This window comes from Tannerella serpentiformis (assembly GCF_003033925.1).
Taxonomy (GTDB): domain Bacteria; phylum Bacteroidota; class Bacteroidia; order Bacteroidales; family Tannerellaceae; genus Tannerella; species Tannerella serpentiformis.
The window spans coordinates 2901167-2923691 of record NZ_CP028365.1 but is presented as its reverse complement, the minus strand read 5'-3'; the positions used below and the strand labels follow the sequence as shown (position 1 = coordinate 2923691).

The 22525-nt window shown below is 56.5% G+C and carries 15 protein-coding genes; 10 read left to right on the top strand and 5 right to left on the bottom strand.

The features are described from left to right. The first annotated feature begins 79 nt into the window (after nt 1–79). From C7123_RS12355 to C7123_RS12335, 5 genes are all read left to right on the top strand, one after another. The gene (locus tag C7123_RS12355; RefSeq protein WP_069175256.1) at nt 80–2491 is read left to right on the top strand and encodes a TonB-dependent receptor domain-containing protein; all 2412 of its coding nucleotides are present in this window, start codon (nt 80–82) and stop codon (nt 2489–2491) included. 154 nt (nt 2492–2645) lie between these two features. Beyond that, entirely contained in the window at nt 2646–4325 is a 1680-nt protein-coding gene (locus C7123_RS12350) for a putative transporter (RefSeq protein ID WP_069175255.1), read from the top strand. Nucleotides 4326–5108: 783 nt separating this feature from the next. Beyond that, nucleotides 5109–7058 carry a glycogen debranching enzyme N-terminal domain-containing protein gene (locus C7123_RS12345; protein WP_038010296.1) on the top strand — a complete coding sequence of 650 codons (1950 nt, stop codon included), beginning with the start codon at nt 5109–5111 and terminating at the stop codon, nt 7056–7058. 28 nt (nt 7059–7086) lie between these two features. After that, nucleotides 7087–8355 (top strand): glycosyltransferase, encoded by a 1269-nt coding sequence (locus C7123_RS12340; protein ID WP_037982461.1) that lies wholly within the window; start codon nt 7087–7089, stop codon nt 8353–8355. A 15-nt stretch (nt 8356–8370) separates the two neighbouring features. Further along, nucleotides 8371–9642, top strand: a complete 1272-nt coding sequence (locus C7123_RS12335) for a glycoside hydrolase family 57 protein (protein ID WP_069175254.1) — start codon at nt 8371–8373, stop codon at nt 9640–9642. A 1037-nt stretch (nt 9643–10679) separates the two neighbouring features. Here C7123_RS12335 and C7123_RS12325 read toward each other — a convergent pair. The 3 genes from C7123_RS12325 to C7123_RS12315 all read right to left on the bottom strand — a co-directional run bounded on the left by C7123_RS12325 (nt 10680) and on the right by C7123_RS12315 (nt 14460). Beyond that, nucleotides 10680–11126: a helix-turn-helix domain-containing protein gene (locus C7123_RS12325; RefSeq protein WP_069175252.1), complete on the bottom strand. Its 447-nt coding sequence runs from the start codon at nt 11124–11126 to the stop codon at nt 10680–10682. Nucleotides 11127–12087: 961 nt separating this feature from the next. Further along, complete coding sequence (locus C7123_RS12320) at nt 12088–13461, bottom strand: MATE family efflux transporter (protein ID WP_037982467.1); 1374 nt, start codon at nt 13459–13461, stop codon at nt 12088–12090. Between the two features lie 48 nt (nt 13462–13509). Beyond that, nucleotides 13510–14460 (bottom strand): CPBP family intramembrane glutamic endopeptidase, encoded by a 951-nt coding sequence (locus C7123_RS12315; RefSeq protein ID WP_069175251.1) that lies wholly within the window; start codon nt 14458–14460, stop codon nt 13510–13512. A gap of 587 nt (nt 14461–15047) precedes the next feature. Between C7123_RS12315 and C7123_RS12310 the strand changes: the two genes are divergently transcribed. From C7123_RS12310 to C7123_RS12295, 4 genes are all read left to right on the top strand, one after another. Continuing rightward, entirely contained in the window at nt 15048–15245 is a 198-nt protein-coding gene (locus C7123_RS12310) for a heavy-metal-associated domain-containing protein (protein ID WP_083207031.1), read from the top strand. A gap of 139 nt (nt 15246–15384) precedes the next feature. Beyond that, nucleotides 15385–15663, top strand: a complete 279-nt coding sequence (locus C7123_RS12305; RefSeq protein ID WP_037982480.1) for an HU family DNA-binding protein — start codon at nt 15385–15387, stop codon at nt 15661–15663. A gap of 231 nt (nt 15664–15894) precedes the next feature. Further along, on the top strand, nt 15895–17475 hold the full coding sequence (locus C7123_RS12300; protein WP_037982471.1) for an Rne/Rng family ribonuclease: 1581 nt from the start codon (nt 15895–15897) through the stop codon (nt 17473–17475). Nucleotides 17476–17598: 123 nt separating this feature from the next. Further along, nucleotides 17599–18498, top strand: a complete 900-nt coding sequence (locus C7123_RS12295; protein ID WP_069175250.1) for an alpha/beta hydrolase — start codon at nt 17599–17601, stop codon at nt 18496–18498. 420 nt (nt 18499–18918) lie between these two features. Here C7123_RS12295 and C7123_RS12290 read toward each other — a convergent pair whose 3' ends face one another. Both C7123_RS12290 and C7123_RS13055 read right to left on the bottom strand, forming a co-directional pair. Further along, nucleotides 18919–19500 carry a hypothetical protein gene (locus C7123_RS12290; RefSeq protein ID WP_069175249.1) on the bottom strand — a complete coding sequence of 194 codons (582 nt, stop codon included), beginning with the start codon at nt 19498–19500 and terminating at the stop codon, nt 18919–18921. Between the two features lie 107 nt (nt 19501–19607). Then, nucleotides 19608–19871: a hypothetical protein gene (locus tag C7123_RS13055; protein WP_159049937.1), complete on the bottom strand. Its 264-nt coding sequence runs from the start codon at nt 19869–19871 to the stop codon at nt 19608–19610. Nucleotides 19872–19963: 92 nt separating this feature from the next. Between C7123_RS13055 and C7123_RS12285 the strand changes: the two genes are divergently transcribed. After that, a complete protein-coding gene (locus C7123_RS12285; RefSeq protein WP_237269319.1) occupies nt 19964–22525 on the top strand; it encodes an adenosylcobalamin-dependent ribonucleoside-diphosphate reductase in 2562 nt (853 codons plus the stop codon).

Here is a 22525-nt window from a genome sequence, read left to right as displayed (position 1 = left end):
AAACGTCTAAACGGGGCGCAGCCCCTCAACACCTAAACGGGGCGAAGCCCCCATCGTCTACACTAAAAACATCACCACAATGAAGCACTACTTCCTTTTCCTTATTGCATGGCTGAGCCTCTCGCTCTCGGTGGCTCACGCCCAGCGTGGGTTCACGGGCCGCGTGACAGACTCGGCCGGTAAGCCGCTCGAGTTTGCCACCGCAGCGCTCTACGACTCAGATTCCGCCTTCTTCAAAGGCAGCGTCACCGACGCCACGGGCACCTTCCAATTCGACCGCGTATCCCCCGGGCGCTATACGCTTGAAGTCCGCTTAATCGGCTTTCAAACGGTGCGCAAACCCGTCGACCTCCGCGGCTCCGAACCGGACCTCGGCACGATCACCCTCACCGAAACGGGCGTCGGGCTGAGCGAAGTGACGGTCACGGCCGCAGCGCCAGCCGTCTTGCAGAAGGCTGACCGAATGATTGTCCGCCCCGAAGTCTACATGCTGACCGCGGGCAAGAACGCAGCCGACGTACTCCGCCAGTTGCCGGGCGTCATCGTCGATGCCAACGGCGGAATCTCCATCGTCGGTAAGCCGGCCATCGTTTACATCAACGGTAAGCCGGCCGACCTGACCGGAACGACCATCGAGCAACTCCTCAAGACCATGCAGGCCGAGCGCATCGAGCGCGTGGAGCTGATCACCAACCCATCGGCGCGCTATGAAGCCGCCCACTCAGGCGCCATCATCGATATCCGCTTGCGCCGCGACGAGTCGATGGGCTTCAACGGAACGGCCTCCGCCAGTTACTACCTCAAGACGACGGGCCCCGCCGTAGAGCCGAGCCTCAGCGCCAACTATCGCGCCGGCCGATGGAACGTCTACGGCAGCTATGGCGGCAACATGGGTCGCTACGAGCACCAATACCACAACGTCAACCGTTACCACGCCCTCGACGTGCCGCTGGAGTACACTGACCACGGCGTGTTCCGCCCCAGCGGAACATTCCACAACGGCTCCTTCGGCGTCGATTGGTACGCCTCGGACAGTCACACGCTTGGCTTCCTGGCGCGAGGAGGCCGCTACGACGGCGGCAACACCAACCGCACCACGACCGACATCCGACGCCTCGGCCGCACCGAGGTGGACTCCGCCATCCACGCCCCGCTGACGATGGATATCTACAACAACAACCTCACCTTAGACCTGAACCACGTCTGGACGCCCACCAAGCAGACGCGCCTCTCCACGGACATCATCTATGCCTACGCCGACCACAACCAAGAGCAGCAGATGGTGCTCCATTACGTCGCCCCCGACGGCCGAGAGCTTCGCCCGCGGGAGGGCAAGGGCCACAGCGTGTTCCAAAAGACGAACGTGTGGCTGGTGAAGACAGACCTCGAAGCGCCCCTGCCCGCCAGCGTACGCCTCGAGACGGGCGCTCAGCTGAGCGGCATCCGACGCGACAACAATTTGCGGGGCCTCACGCTCGCCACGGCCGACGCATGGATCGACAACCCGGGCCAGTCGAACCACTTCATCTATAAAGAGCAGATCGCGGGGCTGTACCTCAACCTCAGCCGCGCCTGGGGCGAACGCTTCAGCTGCTCGGCCGGTCTGCGGGCCGAACACACGCTTCAGGACGGCTATCAAGCGGTGGGCGACACCGGCTTCACGCACCGTCGTTGGGAGCTTTTCCCCTCCGCTTCGGTGCAATACACCATCGGCCGCGGGCAGTCGCTCTCCCTCTCCTATGCGCGAAAGGTGGATCGGCCGTCGTTCAGCAGCCTGAACCCATTCCGGTTCTACGAATCGCCAACGTCCTACCAAGAGGGCAACCCCAACCTGCAGCCGAGCTATCGCCACAGCCTGCAAATGGTCTACCGCCTCCGCAGCTATAGCCTCACGCTCTCCTACACCCGCACCGATGACATGATCACTCAGGAGCCTTCGCAGGACGATGCGACCCGCATGCAGCACTACACCTACATGAACTTCGGCCGAGTGGACAACGCCACGCTCTCCTTGAACATCCCCATCACCGTCGCCTCCCGCTGGACGATGAACATCAATGCCAACGGGATATACCGAAACTATCGGTCACGATTCATGGGCAGCGACTTCCGCAAAACAGCCCTCCACGGTTACGTGGACTTCAACAACCGCTTCGACTGGGGCCGCGGATGGCAGATGCAGCTGAATGGCTACGTCGTCACGCCCCGCTGGTATCTGGCGAGGCGCTCCCGAGCGTACGGCTCGATGGAACTTAGCGTCGAGAAATCTCTCTGGAGTGGCCGCGGCACGCTATCGGCCACGCTGAACGACCCCTTCCGCTGGGAGACCTCGCATTACGTGCTCCGTTACGGCAACATCGATAACGACGGCTGGGCTCAGTCCGACACGCGCTACCTCCGCCTCGACTTCAGCTACCGCTTCGGGTCGGACAAGGTGAAACGCTCCCGCCAGCGACGCACCGGCGCAGAGACCTTCAACGACCGACTCTGACCTGCACCCACGACGCGGACCGGATACAGCGCATGTACCCCGGTCCGCGTTTTTCGTTTGTAGTGTTTCGTTCCGGAGACGGGTCTACCTTTGCCGCCATCATAAACACTTACACACTACACGTTTCACATTCAGCTTTACCCCTCTCAGTCCTATGGAATGGTTCAATGATCTCCTATGGGGCAGCGGCGTAGCACACTCCGTCATCCTGCTTTCCCTCGTCATCGTCTTCGGCATCCTGCTCGGCAAAGTCCGCGTGGCAGGCATCTCGCTCGGCATCACCTTCGTCCTTTTCGTCGGCATTGTCATGGGCCACTTTGGCCTCACCATCGACCCCGTCGTCATGCACTTCTTCAAGGAGTTCGGCCTCATCCTCTTCGTCTACTCCATCGGTATGCAAGTCGGCCCCGGCTTCTTCTCCTCCTTCAAACGCGGCGGTATCACGCTCAACCTACTCGCCGCCTCCATCGTCCTTCTGGGTGTCATCCTTGCGCTCGCCATACATTATATAACGGGTATCCCGGTGGAGACGATGGTCGGCATCCTCTCTGGCGCCGTCACCAACACCCCCGGACTGGGTGCCGCGCAGGAGGCCTACAACGATGTCCACGGCGAGGCCGCCCCCACCATCGCCCTCGGTTACGCCGTAGCCTACCCCTTGGGCGTGGTCGGCATCATCCTCGCCATCATCTGCCTGCGCTTCCTCTTCCGCATCAATCACGACCAGGAGACGGCCCACCTCGAATCCGAGGACGACCGCCACGACCGCGAGGCGCACCAGCTGCTGCTCGTGGTCAAGAACCCCGCCCTCTTCGGCCGCACCGTCAGCGAGCTCTCCGCCCTCATGCCGCATTACGACTTTGTCCTCTCCCGCATCCGCTACTGTAGCGACGGCCGCACCGAGATCGTCTCCGGCCAAACCGTCCTCCACGAAGACGACCGCGTCCTGGTCATCACCACCGAGCACGACGCCCCCACCGTCCGCACCTTCGTCGGCGAGGAGGCGCCCCTCAAGCAAGAGGAGTGGCTGCGCCGAGAGAGCGAACTCCTCAACCGCCGCATCCTCGTCACCAAGCCCGAGATCAACGGCAAGCGCCTCGGTGAACTCCGCCTGCGCCAATCGTGTGGCGGGATCAACATCACCCGTATCAGCCGCGCCGGCATCGACCTCGTGGCCACGCCGCGACTCACCCTGCAGGTGGGCGACCGTGTCAATGTGGTCGGCACCTCCTCGGCCATCGAAGCCGTCGAGAAGGTGCTCGGTAACTCCATGAAGCGGCTCAACGAGCCCAACCTCATCCCCCTCTTCCTCGGCATTGCGCTCGGTGTCTTCCTCGGCAGCATTCCGCTGCTACTGCCCGGCATACCGCGGCCCGTCAAGCTCGGTCTGGCTGGCGGCCCGCTCATCGTCGCCATCCTCGTCAGCCGCTTCGGCGCGAGCTATGGTCTGGTGACCTACACCACGGCCAGCGCCAACCTTATGCTGCGCGAAGTGGGCATCACCATCTTCCTAGCCTGCGTCGGCATCGGCGCTGGCGACGGCTTCGTCGACACCCTCGTCCGCGGTGGTGGCGCCTCGTGGGTCGGCTACGGCTTCCTCATCACCTTCCTGCCCCTCATGGCCGTCGGCGTCGTGGCCCGCCGCTTCTTCCGCCTGAACTACTTCACCCTCATGGGCCTTCTGGCCGGCAGCACCACCGATCCCCCCGCCCTGGCCTACGCCAACACCACCGCTGGCAACGACGCCCCAGCCGTCAGCTACGCCACCGTCTATCCCCTCACCATGTTCCTGCGCGTACTCACGGCCCAGCTGATGATCCTTCTTTTCACATAAACCGCAGCGCACCCGCTCCGAAATTGGATTTTGACCCCGTTCACTCCCGTGGATGGGGTCTTTTCTTTGTGGAAACACTTAGCGACGGCGAACAAGGGGGTGAATCCCATGTATAGACCTTCATTGTCTACAGACAAACGAAAGTGATAGATATATGCAGACTTTTTGTCCATAGACAAAACTTCGATTTACGTACGGATTGAATTTTCGTCCATAGACAATAGAGCTTCATAGATCCATATGGCTCTATTGTCCACAGACAAAACGTAGGTCTACATATAAATAGCACTTTTGTCCATAGATAATAAACTCATGCAGATCTATATATCCACTTTGTCTACAGACAAACTATGAATTTACGTATAAACGCTCTTTGTCTATAGACAATAGAGCTGCGCAGATCTATATAACTCTATTTGTCCGTAGACAAACCATAGGTTTACGTATAAATAGAGTCTTTGTCTATAGACAATAGCTTCCTATAAATCTATATACCCCTTTCGTCCGCAGACAAACTATAGGTCTACGTGTAAATAGGGTATTTGTCCATAGACAATAGACATCTATAGATCTATATGATCTGTTTGTCCGTAGACAAAGCTCAGATTTATACATTTTGGAGCCTATTGCTCACCGGCCACGGCGCTCGAACGGGAGGGAGAGCGACCAAATCCGATAGGCGCAGGCTGCGCATACGCCTCAGACCTCCCACCCACTTGCAAAATCGCCCCCAAATCCTACTTTTGGGGCATCAAATACAACAAGTTAGGAGGAAGGAATACAATGAGCTACCTGAAATTTGACAAAACGCTGCTGATCAACCTGGAAGAATCCCTCTCGCGCGAAGTGCTTCGCACAAACCGTAAGGGCGCCTATCACTGCTCCACCATCGTGGATTGCAACACGCGGAAATACCACGGTCTGCTGGTCATGCCGGAGCCAAATCTGGACGATGACAACCACGTGATCCTCTCGTCGCTCGATGAGACCGTGATCCAACACGGCGCCGAATTCAACCTGGGCCTTCACAAGTATGAAGGCGGAAGTTTCAGCCCCAACGGTCACAAGTACATCCGCGAATACACGATGGACACCGTCCCACGGACCGTCTATCGCGTCGGCGGAGTGATCCTGTCGAAGGAGATGATCTTCTCCCGCACGGACAATCAAATCATGATCAAGTACACGCTGATGGACGCGCACTCGCCCACTACGCTGCGCTTTCGACCCTTCATGGCCTTCCGCAGCGTGAAGGAGCTGACGCAGGTCAACGGCATGGCCGATCGATCGTATGAAGAGGTGCCCAACGGCATCAAAGCCCGCATGTATCCCGGTTATGCAGACCTCTACATGCAGTTCAACAAGGCGCCGAAGTTCGTCTACGAACCCTATTGGTACAACGGCATCGAGTACCCCAAGGAGCAGGAGCGTGGCTACCCTTACAAGGAAGACCTCTTCGTGCCGGGATACTTCGAGCTGCCGATCGCTAAAGGCGAGTCGATCGTCTTCTGCGGCGGCGATAAACCGGTCGAGGGGCTGGCCGCACTGCCCGCCTTCTTCGACGCCGAAGTGGCCGAGCGCACCCCCCGGTCGAGCTTCTACAATTGCCTGAAGAACTCGGCCCACCAGATGTTCTACATCCCTCGTAGTGACCGCGACGACGTCTACCTCTTGGCGGGCTACCCTTGGTTCAAAGTCCGGGCCCGCGACATGTTTGTCTCCATGACGGCCTGCACCCTCTACCTGGGCGAGCGCGAACGCTACGAACGCCTCATGCGGACGGCCATCCCAGCCCTTCAGACCTTTATGCGTTACGGTCTGCCCGACACCGTGATTCGCGAGATCGACGAACCCGACGTGCTGCTCTGGGTCGTATGGAACGTGCAGCAGTTTGCCCTCAAGTTGGGCGTCGAAGAGGCGCGCCGACTCTATGGCGACCTGATTCACGAGATCATCGAGTACCTCCTTGCCCAGAAGCACCCCAACCTGATCCTACGCGACAACGGTCTGCTCTACACCAACGGTCGCGAGCGGCCCGTGACGTGGATGAACTCCGTCATCAACGGCCGGCCCGTCGTCCCCCGCACGGGCTACATCGTGGAGTTCAACGCCCTTTGGTACAACGCCCTCTGCTTCTATCGCGAGCTGCAAGGCGACGCAACACCGGAGCGGGTGCACCAACTCATCGCCGCCCTCGACCTCTCCTTCCCCGCCACCTTCGTCAACCCGTACAACTACCTCTTTGACTACGTGGACAACAGCGCCAATCAAGACTGGAGCGTGCGGCCGAACATGGTCATCGCCTTGGCCTGCCCTTACTCACCACTGACCCGCGTACAGAAGCGTGGCGCCCTCGACATCGTCACCAAGGAGCTGCTCACCCCCAAAGGTCTCCGCTCCCTCAGCCCCAAAAGCGAGGGCTACCGGCCGGACTACATCGGCCCGCAATACGAGCGCGATCTGGCCTACCATCAAGGCCCCGTCTGGCCCTGGCTAACGGGCATGTACCTGACGGCATACTTGAGCCTCTTTGGCCGCGGAGGCGTATCCTTTGCCGAGCGCACCCTGATCAATATGGAGGAAGAGATGTCCATGCACTGCGTCAGCACCATCTCCGAACTCTTCGACGGCAACCCGCCCTTTACCGGTCGCGGCGCCATCTCGTTCCTGATGAGTGTAGCCTCGATATTGACCGTCATCGAACGCCTCAAGGCCTACAACGTTGAAGACTAATTACACACTCTGCACACGATATACAGATATGAAAGCATTGATGTTTGGATGGGAATTCCCTCCGCATATCCTGGGAGGTCTGGGGACAGCCAGCTACGGCCTGATCAAAGGCATGTCTCTGCAGCCGGATATGCATATTTCGCTGGTGATCCCCAAGCCGTGGGGGGACGAAGACCAGAGTTTTTTGAAGATCATCGGGGCATGCAACACGCCGGTTGTGTGGAAGGACGTCGACTATGATTACGTCGCCGAACGCCTCTCGAAGTTCATGGACCCGCAGTACTACTTCCGCCTACGCGACCATATCTACGCCGACTTCAGCTATCGTTACGTGAACGATCTGGGTTGCTTCGAGTTCTCGGGTCGCTATCCGGACAACCTGCTCGAGGAGATCAACAACTACTCCATCGTGGCCGGCGTCATCGCCCGCACCGAGGAGTATGACATCATCCACGCACACGACTGGCTGACCTACCCCGCCGGTATCCACGCCAAGACGGTGAGCGGTAAGCCACTTGTCATCCATGTCCACGCCACCGACTACGACCGCAGCCGTGGCAACGTCAATCCGGACGTCTACGGCATCGAGAAAAACGGCATGGACTACGCCGACCACATCATGACCGTAAGCGAGCTAACCCGCCGCACAGTGATCGAAAAGTACCACCAAGACCCGGCCAAGGTGACCACCGTCCACAACGCCGTGGAGCCGCTTAGCCCCGAGATTCTTGCCATCCCTGACAAGCGCGGCGTAAAGGACAAGATCATCACCTTCCTCGGCCGCATTACCATGCAAAAGGGGCCGGAATATTTTGTCGAGGCCGCCTCACGCGTGCTGATGAAGGCCGACAACGTGCGCTTCGTCATGGCCGGTAATGGCGACATGATGGACAAGATGATCCGCCTGGCCGCCTCACGCAACATCTCCGATCGTTTCCACTTCACCGGATTCATGAAGGGTAAGCAGGTCTATGAGATTCTCCGGGCCAGTGATGTCTATGTTATGCCCTCCGTCTCCGAGCCCTTCGGCATCTCGCCGCTTGAGGCCATGCAATGCGGCGTGCCCTCCATCATCTCGAAGCAGTCTGGCTGCGCTGAGATCTTGGATTACGCCATCAAGGTGGACTATTGGGACATCGAAGCCCTGGCCGATGCCATGTACGGCCTCATCACCTACCCCACGCTGCACACTTTCCTCCGCGACGAAGGTCTCAAGGAGGTCAACAACATTAAATGGGAATACGCCGGACAGAAAGTCCGCAAAATCTATGATCAAGTTCTGTTTGGTAAACAATAAAATGAAGAGAGATATATGAAGACCATTTGCTTTTACTTCCAGATACACCAGCCTTTTCGCCTGAGGCGCTACCGTTTCTTCGACATCGGCAACAACCATTATTACTACGACGATTTCCAGAACGAAGAGATCTTTCACCGCATCTCCGAAAAGTGCTACCTGCCGGCTAACCGTGCCATCATGGAAATGATCCGCAAGAGCGGCGGGAAATTCAAGGTTGCCTTCTCCATCTCCGGTACTGCCCTCGAGCAGATGGAGATCTATGCCCCGGAGGTGATCGACAGCTTCCGCGAATTGGCCGGCCTGGGCTGCGTAGAGTTCTTGGCCGAGACGTACGCCCACTCACTCGCCTCACTCGGCGACCCGGAAGAGTTCAAGGCGCAAGTTCGGATGCACACCGAGAAGGTCAAGGCCCTCTTTGGCGTCGAGCCGAAGGTGTTCCGTAACACCGAGCTGATCTATTCCGACGACATCTCCGAACTGGTCTATGAGCTTGGCTTTGAAGGTATGCTGACCGAAGGCGCTAAGCATGTCCTGGGTTGGAAAAGCCCGAACTACGTCTACGCCTCCGCCATCCGTCCACAGCTCAAGTTGCTGCTCAAGAACGATCGCTTCAGTGAGGACCTCTCCATCCGCTTCGACGACCACTCGTGGAAGGAGTATCCGCTGACGGCCGATAAGTACATCTCCGCCATCTCCGCCACAGCCGAAGGCGAGAAGATCATCAATGCCTTTATGAACTACGAGGTGCTCGGCTCCATGCACGCCGCCGACACCGGCATCTTCGACTTCTTCAAGGCCCTTCCGCAGTATGCCGAACGAAACGACATCACCTTCTCCCTGCCCTCAGAGATCTTTGCCCAGACGCGCCCCGTGGACTCCATCTCCGTACCCTACCCCATGTCGTGGGTAGACGAAGAGAAGGATTGTAGCTCATGGCTCGGTAACGTCCTGCAACAGGAGGCCTTCCAGAAGCTCAACGAGATCAGCGAGCGCGTGCGCCTCTGTGAGAATCGCCGTATCAAGCAGGACTGGATCTACCTGCAAAGCAGCGACCACCTCTATTATATGAGCACGAAGCACTACAACCTTTTCAGCCCGTACGACAACCCGTACGACGCCTTCAACAACTACATGAACGTGCTCTCCGACTTCATCCTGCGCGTAGAAGCGCAGTTCCCCTCCTCGATTGAAAACGAGGAGCTGAACTCCCTCCTGACTACAATCCAGAATCAGGGTGACGAGATCACTCGCCTGAAAAAGGAGTTAGAGGCAGCCCGTAAGTAGCTTTCAAGGCTTCATCAAGACCACACCCAAAGGGGGCACGGACAAGAGCGCCGTAGCCCCCTTTTTCATATCCGTGTGGTTCATGGGCTATAAGGGCCTTATAACGGATGGTATGGGTGTGTGAATGCTCTCTACGGTTTAAGCATCTCGTGGGCCATTATTCGTGGAGTCATTTCCGTCTGGCACCATAAAAACAAAGGTCGGAGTGAGGGCTTAGCTTCTCGTTATTCCGCCTCCTGAAACGCAAAACTGATCCCGGACTTAGCAAAACCCCAAACCGGAACGCGAAGTCGATCTCCAGTTTCACGAAAGGCCAAACCGAAACGCGAAACCGATCTCAGACTTCGAAAAACGCCTTCCCGCCGCACGAAACCGATCAAAACGTTCGAAAAACGCCTTCCCGCCGCGGGAAATGGGGAAAAATCTCCGAAAAACGCCTTCCCGCCGCGGGAAATGGAAAAAAACGCTCGAAAAACGGTTTCCCGCGGCGGGAAAAGGGAAAAAACGCTCGAAAAACGGTTTCCCGCGGCGGGAAGGCGGTAAAATTTTCTGGAGATCGGTTTCCCGCCACGGGAAATGGGGCTTTTTCGCCGAAAAACGCTTTCCGCCGCCGAATCACCCTACGCGCCCCCCGTAAACCTTACCTCACACAATTCGTTGCAGAGCAAAAAAAGTTGCAAGTAGAAACCGAGTGAGTTTCCGCTTGCAACTTTTCGTGACCTGATGGCGACTCTACCGACTGTCAGGACCAAGGGAGGGAGGTGATAGCATAAAAAGCGGTCGTATCATGCCCTTGAACATAGTCGTACGCCTCCGTTTGCATGGTCGTTTTGTTGGTTTTATCTGAGGGAGCGGCTTGTTGCTCCTCGTCAAGAAAGAGGGAGTAGCACAAGACGACCACAAAGAATGATAACAGTAATGCCTTCATGTTTTTCTACTTTTTGCCCTGATGATGCGTTTGTGTACGAAACGTTGCATCGCGTTGGGTTATTGTGTAGAAAACCTTTTGCCTAATCCCTACCAAAGCAGAGGGACGACTACACCTCCCCCTGCTCCTTTCTCTCCGGAACGAACGATTCGAACGTGCCGTCGGAGTAGAAGAGTAGGATTCGCTCAACTCCTCGGGCGATGGTTTTCGGTTGCTCGGGCAGCTCAGGCGTAAAGTCCGCCAACGATTCGGGTGATGTCGCTGCAGGGGGAAGGCCCACAAAGAGGCTGGGCGCCGGAGGGGGTGGCGTTGATTCCGGCGGCGTAGCTACCGGCTGTGAGCCGCGCTTCATAGGTCCTTTTTCCATCAGTAGCCAATCCGGACTGATATCAGGGAAACGCTCCAAGATCTTTTTCATCACGTCTAAGCTCGGATTGTTACGCCCGGACGTGATATGCGACATAGCCGCACGCTGAATACCTATCGCCTCAGCAAACTGTGATGCTGTAAACCCTTTTTGGGCCATCACCTGCATAATTCTCTCTCTCTCACTCATAATACACAATTGTTGATTTACACATCTACCATTCACCTTGCAGAATGGATATACAAAGATATATGGCAATTCAGTTTCTGGAAGGATATGATTGTATACTTCAAGAAATATACACTCGTATATTGTGGATATACGATTGTGTCAACCGTATATATGGCTAGTACATAATGTAATGATATGATCCGTATAAATCACTTTCTCATATCATCCATATTTAATTGATGACAAGCGTATTATTACTCCTCATATGCCTATCTATCCAGCTATACATGCTCAGGTACAGACTCCAACCCGATTTATATTTGAATGATCACTTGATTCATCATGCATAAAACGCTGATATATAGATATGATTATGCATTATATAAGGTATAGATTGGTGTTTATCAGCATATATGTCGGACGTTGTTTGCATGTATAACCGTAGCAAGAAGACGTAACAATAGGAGAACGAAGGTATACATTCATACATCTCAATGAGAATCGTAGAATACGGCGGGGAGAACATCTGTAAATTCATATAGTGTTGTACACGAATGTGTGTATACATTAGTATTTGTAATATTATTGTGTATTGATGAGAAGATGAATGAGGGGGTGTTAGAAATGTATCAGACGGTGGATTAGAAATATGTTTTACCCCTTACGGAAATACCCAGCGAGTTTCTATGAACCATTCGCCAATAGGTTCTGAAGTGGTCATCGATACGTTCCGAAGTACCCGATAATAGGGTTCCGAGCGTATCAATGACTACCTCGGAACGCATTGAGACTACGTCCAGAACATATCAACGACCGCTTAGGAACTTGTTGAGACCACGTCAAGAACCTATCTAAGGAATAGTTCGGGATGTAGCGATGGCCGCCTCGGAACGTATTACACTGCGTTCGGAACGTACTAACACCACGTCCCGGACGTATCAGGGAGAGGTTCGCAAATATTGAGGGGAGGGAGGATCGACTAAGCGGTTTTCACGGCGTATTTGCCCGATGCTGCGAGCTGGCGGAACATTTTGCGGCAACGTAGGCGGAAGAGTACGGCGGCGACACTGAGTCCGAAAATGAAGCCGGCCCATACGCCTATGGCTCCGAATTGGAAGACGAAACCTAAAAGGTATCCGAACGGCAGGTTGATGCAGATATAGGCAATGAAGGCGTAGAGCATGACAATTTTCACGTCCGTCAGGCCGCGAAGGATGCCGGCGCCGATGGTCTGTAGGCCGTCGGAAACTTGGAAGATGCCGGCCATGATGATGAGGCGTCCGCCGATGTCGATCACGGCTGGATCGGAGGTGAAGGCTGAGGCGATGGCATGGCGGAAGGTGATGAGAAGGGTGCCGGCCAGGGTGTTGTAGACGAGGCAGAGATGGACGGAGGCGTTGCCGGCCTTACGTGCGGCGTCAAGGTCGAGGGCGCCGAGCTGATGGCTGACGCGGACGGTGGTGGCGGCGCCAATGCCGAGCACGATCATATAGGTGAGGTGCGACATGTTTTGCGCGATCTGATGGCCGGCTTGCGGTGTGGCACCGAGCCAACCAACCATGATGGCCGAGAGTGCAAAGGCTAACACCTCAAGGAGCATGTGAGCCGCAATGGGAGCACCGACTTTCACGAGTTCGATGAGGCGGCGCCAACTGAAGAGGTGCATGCGGAAGGCACGGAAATAGGCCCACCACTCGCTGCGAAGACGGATGGCAAGGAGGAACATGAGGGGCATCGTCAGGCGTGAAATGAGCGTGGAGACGCCCGCACCCAGCACGCCCAGCTCGGGAAATCCGAACTTGCCATAGATGAGCAGATAGTTGAAAAGCACGTTGATGAGATTCGAGATGATGGTGATCACCATCGCAATCATGGTGTTGCCCATGCCTTCAAAGAACTGCTTGATGGCCGTGAAATAGAGGAAGGGGATCAGGCTAAAAACAAGGGTCTTGAAATAAGGGATGGCCGTCTCGACCACAGCCGCGTCCTGCCCCATATAGGGCATTAGATGGATGACGCCGAAGAGCAGGCTGCACATGACGACGGCCGAGAGGGTGGCCAGGGTGAGCGAGTTCTGGAAGAGGTCCGTCACACGGGCACGGTCGCCGCGCACGTAGGCCATGCCCACCAGTGGCGTGAGGCCCATCAGTATGCCGATCGAGAAAACGAAGCCGATGATGAAGACGGACGTGGCGAACGAGACCGATGCCAGTTGCACGGTGCCCAGCCGGCCGACCATCAGCGTGTCGACCAATTGTACGAGCGCACCACCCAGCTGTGAGAACACAATCGGGAGTGCCACCTTGAGGTTGCGCCGATAGAACGGCAGGTAGGTACGTAAGCTGTAAGCCATCGCTTCTTATTTCAAGAGAAGGGGGAGTGTCGTTGTTCGGGGTGAGCTTCAGACGTATTTGAAGGGAGGCGGCACGGGCCGGCGGAGCACCCCGAACTGCCATTTATATAGGTATGCCAAAATGCCCACGAATAGCGCCCCCGAAAGAATCAGCTCCGGCAGATCCGCCATGGGGTTGAGCTCACGAACCATGAAGAGGGCGTCCGTCTGGATCGCCGCCCCCTCATACGTGGTCAGCAGGGCGCCGCAGAGGTTGTTGGCCGCGTGCGCCCCCATCGCCACCTCAATGCCGTCGTCGAGCAACGCCGCCAATCCGAAGGCCACCCCCATGAGGATGTATTGCGGCATCATCACCCAGAAACCATACTGGGCGACCTCCGGGTTGGCCGTGTGCATGAGCCCAAACAACACGGAGGGCACCACCAGCGCCCACCACCGACTGCCCGTCCACGAGGCCACGCCCTGAGCCAGATAGCCACGAAAGAAGAACTCCTCCGAGGCGGACTGGATCGGGATCATCGTCACCGCCACCAGCACCAGCGGGATGAATCGCGCGGCATCGAAGCGGAACTCGAAATTGCCCGGATCCGTCACGTAGCCCACAGCCATCGAGATCACGTTGATGACGCCCCACACGGCAAAGCCACCGAAGAAATGACTCCAGCGCACCCGCTGCGTCCCGTTGACCACCATCCGCCACGTGCGCCCCTGCAGCTGCTGGATCAGGTAAGCGCCCGCCACCAACAGGATCACGAAGGCGAAAAGCATCACGAAAAGCATCAGGTTCGAGTCAATCCCTTCGGTCAAAAACGAGAGGTTGCCACCAGAGAGCACCTCCGGCATGTTTTGCAGCCCCCCCGACCGCAAGATGTTCCACACAATGACAGCCATATAGGGGATGGTGCCGAGGGTGTTTGAAATGAGGAAACTCAGGAAGAGGATCAGCAGATACCAATACCACTGATTTCGCTGCGCAGTCACGCATTCTAAATGATTCATCTGAATGTATACCTATAATATATGTAGTCCGATTTGCGTCACCCCGGGTCTCGGGCTGACGGCCGCAAAGGTAGCATCAGGCGCGTCCTTCCAAATTCCACCCCGCTGATCGCTTCCGTCAAGTCCCTCCCGCGTGGTTTCAGCTTAGATACACTGTTTCTGGAGCGTTCCCGGACGGTTTCAGCTTAGATACACTGTTTCTGGAGTGTTCCCGAGCGGTTTCGGCTTAGATACGCGGTTTCTGGAGCATTCCCGAGTGGTTTCGGCTTAGAATCACTGTTTCCGAAGCGTTCCCGCGTGGTTTCGGCTTAGATACACTGTTTCTAGAGTATTCCCGAGTGGTTTCAGCTTAGATACACTGTTTCTGGAGCGTTCCCGGGCGGTTTCGGCTTAGAATCACTGTTTCTGGAGCATTCCCGGGCGGTTTCGGCTTAGAATCACTGTTTCTGGAGCGTTCCCGAGCGATAAGCGACTACAGTTTGGCTTATCCGCGGCTTTTCACTCCGCGTTTTCGGTCTATTTTTGCGCCGCGCTGCCGGAACAGGCCGACAGCCAATAGAATAAGAAAGGAATAAGCCAATATGGAAATGAGAATTAGAATAAACGGAATGAGTTGCAGCCATTGCCAGGCTCGCGTAGAAAAAGGGCTCTCTGAACTGGACGGCGTGACGTCCGTTCGCGTCGATCTCCCGACCGGCACCGCCACCGTCGTGGGCGACGTGACCGAAGACCGCCTCCGCACTGCCCTCGACGACCTCGGTTACGAATACGGCGGCAAGCTCTGACCCCTCCCCCACCGGAACGAACGGCTCGTCCCTCCCCGCGGACTGTTTTTTGGCGCCCCCCTTCCAGATTATTCAAATGGCTATATATTTGCAGTCCAAAATATTAGACGGATACATTATATATAACTATAATAGAGATATGACCAAAGCAGACATTGTAAGCGAGATCGCAAGGAGCACGGGGATAGATAAAAATACGGTCTTGACAAGCGTGGAATCGTTCATGGAAGAGGTAAAGAAATCACTCGCAGCAGGCGAGAACGTGTACCTCCGTGGATTTGGCAGCTTTATCGTCAAGAGACGCGCGCAAAAGACCGCCAGAAACATCTCACAGAACACCACGATGATCATTCCCGAGCACGACATCCCGTCATTCAAGCCAGCTCGAATCTTCATGAATCAAGTAGCGAACAAATAAAACAGGAACACTTATATAACCCATTTAATTATTCAAAGTCATGCCAAGCGGAAAGAAAAGAAAGAGACACAAGATGTCCACGCACAAGCGTAAGAAGAGACTGAGAAAGAATCGGCATAAGAAGAAGTAAGTCTCAACCCCGGAACTTTTGGAAGAACAAACTCTGAGCGCTCAGCTTTTACGTTTGTTCTTCCATTTCATATATACACGAATAAGCAACAAGATCAAATTGTGGTAAGCGAATTAATTGTAGACGTCAAGCGTGACGAGATCTCGATCGCCGTACTCGAGGACAGGAGCCTGGTGGAACTGCAAAAGGAACAGCAGAGCGACTCCTTCGCCGTGGGCAACATCTATCTGGCACGCATCAAGAAGCTACTGCCGGGGCTGAACGCCGCCTTCGTCGACGTGGGATATAAAAAGGAAGCCTTCCTGCACTACCAAGACCTGGGCCCCACGTTCAAGACGCAACAGAAGTTCCTCAAGCAGTGGCGGGGCGACCCCAAACGCCGACAGCCCGTGCAGAAAGTCAGCCTACAGCCCGACATCGATAAGGACGGCACCATCGGCGACGCCCTAACCGTGGGCGACGAGATACTGGTGCAAATAGCCAAAGAGCCCATCTCGACAAAGGGCCCACGACTGACGGCCGAAATATCCTTCGCCGGACGATTCCTCGTCCTGATCCCCTTTGCGGACAAAATATCCGTCTCCACCAAAATCAAATCGAGCGAAGAGCGAGCCCGCCTTCGCCAACTCATCCAAAGCGTAAAGCCGAAAAACTTCAGCGTCATCGTCCGCACCTCCGCCGAGGGCAAACGCGTGGCCGAACTGGACGGCGAGCTGCGCATCCTACAAAAACGCTGGGAGGACAACATCCTCAAAGTGGCCGCCAAGACGAAAGCCCCACTCGTCATCTACGAGGAAACGGCCCGCACCGTCGCCCTGCTGCGCGACATCTTCAACGCCTCGTTCCAAAACATCTACGTCAACGACCAACACGTCTTCGAGAGCGTCTACGACTACGTCAGCCTCATCGCTCCCGAACAGAAAGAAATCGTCAAGCTCTACACCGGCGAGCTCCCCATCTTCGACAACTTCGGCGTCACGAAGCAGATCAAGTCGCTCTTCGGCCGCACCGTCACCTACAAAGGCGGCGCCTACCTCATCATCGAGCACACCGAGGCCATGCACGTCATCGACGTCAACAGTGGCAACCGCGTCAAGGGGAACACCGAGCAGGAAAAGACGGCCTTCAACGTCAACATCGCCGCCGCCGAAGAGATAGCCCGACAGCTCCGACTGCGCGATATGGGCGGCATCATCGTCATCGACTTCATCGACCTCACCGAGGCCTCCAACCGCCAGCAACTCTTCGAGCACATGACCAAGGCGATGGCTAATGATCGCGCCAAGCACAACATCCTCCCCTTGAGCAAATTCTGCCTCATGCAGATCACACGCCAACGCGTGCGCCCCATCCTCGACGTGCAGACCACCGAAAGCTGCCCCTCATGCTTCGGCACAGGCGTGGTCAAGTCGTCCATCCTCTTCACCGACAACCTCGAGGGAAAGATCGACTGCCTCGTCAACCGCCACAACGTGAAGCGACTCACCCTCAACGTCCACCCCTACGTAGCGGCCTACATCAACAAGGGTATTTTCTCGCTGGCCATGAAGTGGAAGATGAAATACACGCACCAACTCAAGGTCGTGCCCGACCAGAGCCTTGCCTTCCTGGAATACAAATTCTACGACCAGGACAAGAACGAGCTGGACATGCAGGAAGAAAAAGAAATCGTAAAGAAGTGAAGCGTGGGGCGGAGCGGCCGATGCCCCTCCCCCACGTTCCCACATATATATAATGTATCTCACCCCCCTCCTTTTTCTACACGATTCCCCCTCCCCTTCTCCCCTAAAACAAACGATTGAGCGATGAAGCACTTTATCCTCTTATGCGTCTGCGTGGGCTATATGCAGACGGCCGCGGCGCAGGACAAACCCATCAAACTCTTTCCCGAAGGTGTGCCCGGCGGCGCCGACACCGTGGCCGAAAAAAGAAATACGGATGGCAACCGCGTGGCCGGTGGAAACGTGCTGCGCATCACGAACGTCAGCCAACCCACCATCACCATCTATCAACCCCCGCAGGAGTTTGCCGCCGGATCGGCCGTCATCGTCTGCCCGGGCGGCGGGTACGACCTCCTGGCCTACGATCTGGAGGGCGACGAGGCCTGCCTCTGGCTCAACGATCTGGGCATCACGGCCGTGCTACTCAAGTATCGCGTGCCCCAACGTGAGGGCCGACCGCCCTACGAGGCACCCCTCGAAGACCTCCAACGCGCCATCAGCTACGTGCGCGCCCATCGCTCCTCGCTCAACATCGACCCGGAGCGCATCGGCGTGCTCGGATTCTCGTCCGGCGGACAACTGGCCGCCCTGGCCGCCACACAGTTCGACCGCCGCACCTACCCGCTGCGGGCCGTCGACAAAGCCTCCTGCCGCCCCAACTTCTGCCTCCTCGTCTACCCCTCCCACCTCGGGGCCCGCGCCACCGACAGCTGTTTGCAGACGGCGCCCGAGCTGCGCGTCACCAAGCGCACTCCCCCGACGATGATCGTGCAAACCGAGGACGACAAGTCCTTCATCGACGGCAGCCTCTCCTACTATCGCGCCCTGAAGTCGGTCGGCGTCCGCGCCTGGCTATTCCTCTACAGCCGCGGCGGCCACGGCTACGGGCTGCGCGACACGGGCGCGATGGTCAACAGTTGGCCCGACCGCGCCGAGGACTGGTTTCGCGAGATCGGCGTCATCACGGCCGACACCGACGATTGACGGGCCTTCCATCGTCAACCGCTTATCCCTTGGGGGGCGGGGGTACGTCCCGAAGTGGGCGTAATAGGTTCGGAGGGGTATTTAATACCGTTCCGAGGGGTATTTAATACCGTCCCGAGAGGTATTTAATACCGTTCCGAGGGGTATTTAATACCGTTCCGAAGGGTATTTAATACCGTCCCGAGGGGTATTTAATACGGTTCGGCGGGGTATTTAATATGGTTCCGAGGGGTATTTAATCACGTCCGGAACGTGATTACGACCACCTCGGAAGGGTATTTAATTACGTTCAGAACGTCATTACACCCACCTCGGAACGTCATTAGACCACGTTCGGAAAGGGGTAAAAACACGTTCGGAACCTACCCCCAGTGGGATAGATTCCGAATGTCATACGGATCACGTGTATAGCTCTCCTATTTATTCCTCCGGCAGGTGGATATCAGGGCCGCCGTTATCGGGCTTTTTCTTATCGTCCGGCTTCTTGTCCTCTGGCTTCTTACCCTCCGGTTTCTTGTCTCCCGGCTTTTTCTCCTTACCCTCAGCCTTTCTGCCTCCGTGGTAGTGCTGCCTCAGATCCTGATAGATGGTCGTCGTGCCCGGTTCGTTCTGCTCGGCTAAGAATTTCACGTAACGATAATAGGCCTGTGCCACTTGCAGGTTGTCGTAGTCGAGCAGCGTCTTCGTGTCACGCAGCTTTTCAGCCACCATAGTCAGCTCGCGGAGTGGCGCCTCCACCTGTCCACGCGCCGCATAGTCGCGGTCGAACTCGGCCTTGTCGATTGTCTTCGGCACGGTGTGCGGCGCCTTCTCCATGTAAAACTTAGCCTTGTCTACCAGCAACTTATTGCGGTCGGCAATGCTGCCATACTGTCGGCGATCCTCGGGCGTAAGGTTGATAGCCTTGCCCTTGAGTATCGTGTTGATCTGCTCAATGGCGGTGGAGATCTTCGTCAGCTCCTCGTCGGTGAATGAAACCGAAATCAAATTGTCTAATGCCATGGGTGATGTTCCTTTCTTTTTAATGTGTATGTGGTCGTTATGGGTTATGATGATGTTTTCATCGGCGGCAAAAGTAGGCCCACATGGATCATATCCAAAAGTGAGGATCACGATTTTATGTCTTCGCTGCCCCTCAGATAGGCACGTTTCATCCCACCTACCCCTCCACCGAGTGCCCCAAGCCAGGTAATAACTTGTTGAAAAGTAATTCGCAAGATGCTTGGGAATGTCGATTGTTCTTTTCCAAAGTGATTCGTTTCGGGTAACATCTTGGACTGCGAAAAATCATTATACGCTTGTTTATAGCGGGTTAAAGAATCGTTTCGGGAAACTTCTTCATTTACGCCATCTTTCAGGTGACTTCTTTCCACGAACAAGGCATGAAGAAAAGTCTACCTTTGCGTCACTTTTAAGGAAAGAATTATCGCAAAAAATATCGCAAAACGACTACATACACACCTCAATGAAAAAGATTCACTTCATGGGCGCAGAGACGGAAACGTACACCTTTGACGAGGCCTACGCCGCATCGCTCGACTACTTCACTGGCGACGAACTGGCCGCCAAAGTCTGGGTCAACAAGTACGCATTGAAAGATGCTTACGGGAACATCTATGAACAGTCGCCCGCCGACATGCACCGCCGCCTGGCACGCGAGATCGCCCGCGTGGAGCGCAAGTATCCCAACCCGCTGACCGAAGACCAGCTCTTCGAACTCTTCGACCACTTCCGCTACATCGTGCCCCAGGGCAGCCCCATGACGGGCATCGGCAACGACCATCAGATCGCCTCGCTCTCGAACTGCTTCGTGATTGGCGTCGAGGGCAACGCCGACTCCTACGGCGCCGTGATCCGCATCGACGAGGAGCAGGTGCAGCTCATGAAGCGACGCGGCGGCGTCGGCCACGACCTCTCGCACATCCGCCCCAAAGGCTCGCCCGTGAAGAACTCCGCGCTCACCTCTACCGGCCTCGTGCCCTTCATGGAGCGCTATTCAAACTCTACCCGTGAGGTGGCTCAGGACGGCCGACGCGGTGCCCTCATGCTCACCGTCTCCATCAAGCACCCCGACGCCGAATCATTCATTGACGCAAAGATGACCGAGGGCAAGGTGACGGGTGCCAATGTGTCAGTCAAGATCGACGACGAGTTCATGCAAGCCGTCATCAACGACACCCCCTACCGCCAGCAATACCCCATCGCGGGCCCCGATCCGATGGTAAGAAAGGACATCAGCGCCCGATCACTGTGGAAGAAGATCATCCACAACGCATGGAAATCAGCCGAGCCAGGCGTGCTCTTCTGGGACACCATCCTGCGCGAATCTGTGCCCGACAGCTATGCCGATCTGGGCTTCCGCACCGTCTCCACCAACCCCTGCGGCGAGATTCCCCTTTGTCCCTACGACAGCTGCAGACTGCTGGCTATCAACCTCTACTCCTACGTCGTCAACCCCTTCACACCCGATGCGCACTTCGACTTCGACCTGTTCAAGAAGCACGTCGGACTGGCTCAGCGCATCATGGACGACATCATCGATCTGGAGTCTGAGAAGATCGACAAGATCCTCGAGAAGATCGATTCCGACCCCGAAGCCGACGAGATCAAGCGTGCCGAACGCGAGCTCTGGCAACGCATCCGTCGCAAGACTCTCATGGGTCGACGCACCGGCGTAGGCATCACCGCCGAGGGTGACATGTTGGCAGCCCTCAACCTCCGTTACGGTACGGAAGAGGCTACCGACGTGGCCGAAGAGATACAGAAGACACTCGCTCTGGCCGCCTACTCCTCGTCTGTCGAGCTGGCCCGCGACCGTGGCGCCTTCGAGATCTACGACGCCGAACGCGAGAAGAACAATCCCTTCATCGCCCGCCTGCGCGAAGCCGACCCGGCCCTCTACGAACGCATGACGAAGTTCGGCCGACGCAACATCGCCTGCCTCACCATCGCCCCCACTGGCACCACGAGCCTCATGACGCAGACCACGTCCGGCATCGAGCCCGTCTTCCTGCCCGTCTACAAACGCCGCCGCAAGGTGAACCCGAACGACACGGACGTACATATAGATTATGTGGACGAGACGGGCGACGCCTTCGAGGAGTACGTCGTCTTCCACCACAAGTTCGTCACCTGGATGCTGGCCAACGGCTACCCGGCGGCCAAGAAGTACACCTCGGCCGAGATCGACGACATGATCGCACACTCACCTTATTATAAGGCCACTTCGAACGACGTCGACTGGGTGCAGAAAGTGAAGATGCAAGGCCGCATCCAGCGCTGGGTCGACCACTCGATCAGCGTGACGATCAACCTGCCGAACGACGTCTCTGAGGACCTCGTAGATCAGCTCTACGTCGAGGCTTGGCGCTCGGGTTGCAAGGGCTGCACCGTCTATCGCGACGGATCGCGTGCCGGCGTACTCATCTCCGCCGAGGACAAGAAGAAGAAAGGAGAGACCAAGATGGCTCCCCCGCAGATCGTCTCCACCCGCCCGGCAGAGCTTGACGCCGACGTGGTGAAGTTCCAGAACAACCGCGAGAAGTGGATTGCCTTCGTGGGCCTGCTCAACGGTCGCCCCTACGAGATCTTCACCGGTCTGGCCGACGACGAAGAGGGCATCATGTTGCCCAAGACGGTCGAGAAAGGCTCCATCATCAAGAGTTACGACTCCGATGGTCGCAAGCATTACGACTTCCAGTTCAAGAACAAGCGCGGCTTCAAGATGACGCTCGAGGGCCTCGATAGCAAGTTCGAGCCGGAGTATTGGAACTACGCGAAGCTGATCTCCGGTGTCCTGCGCTACGGTATGCCCATCACGCAAGTCATCAAGCTGGTGCAGGAGATGGAGCTGAACAACGAATCGATCAACACGTGGAAGAACGGCGTGGCGCGCGCCCTGAAGAAGTACCTCCCGAACGGCACGGAGGTGAAGGGTCAAGAGTGCCCCAACTGCGGCAGCGAGACGCTGGTTTACCAAGAAGGCTGCCTACTCTGCGCCAACTGCGGCGCCACGGAGTGCGGATAA

Bases quoted from the DNA above. Each gene is read 5' to 3' on its own strand.
- C7123_RS12290 (WP_069175249.1), bottom strand. From the start codon at position 19,500: ATGGCATTAGACAATTTGATTTCGGTTTCATTCACCGACGAGGAGCTG.
- C7123_RS12345 (WP_038010296.1), top strand. From the start codon at position 5,109: ATGAGCTACCTGAAATTTGACAAAACGCTGCTGATCAACCTGGAAGAA.
- C7123_RS12295 (WP_069175250.1), top strand. From the start codon at position 17,599: ATGAAGCACTTTATCCTCTTATGCGTCTGCGTGGGCTATATGCAGACG.
- C7123_RS12315 (WP_069175251.1), bottom strand. From the start codon at position 14,460: ATGAATCATTTAGAATGCGTGACTGCGCAGCGAAATCAGTGGTATTGG.
- C7123_RS12325 (WP_069175252.1), bottom strand. From the start codon at position 11,126: ATGAGTGAGAGAGAGAGAATTATGCAGGTGATGGCCCAAAAAGGGTTT.
- C7123_RS12355 (WP_069175256.1), top strand. From the start codon at position 80: ATGAAGCACTACTTCCTTTTCCTTATTGCATGGCTGAGCCTCTCGCTC.
- C7123_RS12340 (WP_037982461.1), top strand. From the start codon at position 7,087: ATGAAAGCATTGATGTTTGGATGGGAATTCCCTCCGCATATCCTGGGA.
- C7123_RS12310 (WP_083207031.1), top strand. From the start codon at position 15,048: ATGAGAATTAGAATAAACGGAATGAGTTGCAGCCATTGCCAGGCTCGC.
- C7123_RS12305 (WP_037982480.1), top strand. From the start codon at position 15,385: ATGACCAAAGCAGACATTGTAAGCGAGATCGCAAGGAGCACGGGGATA.
- C7123_RS12335 (WP_069175254.1), top strand. From the start codon at position 8,371: ATGAAGACCATTTGCTTTTACTTCCAGATACACCAGCCTTTTCGCCTG.
- C7123_RS12350 (WP_069175255.1), top strand. From the start codon at position 2,646: ATGGAATGGTTCAATGATCTCCTATGGGGCAGCGGCGTAGCACACTCC.
- C7123_RS12320 (WP_037982467.1), bottom strand. From the start codon at position 13,461: ATGGCTTACAGCTTACGTACCTACCTGCCGTTCTATCGGCGCAACCTC.
- C7123_RS12285 (WP_237269319.1), top strand. From the start codon at position 19,964: ATGAAAAAGATTCACTTCATGGGCGCAGAGACGGAAACGTACACCTTT.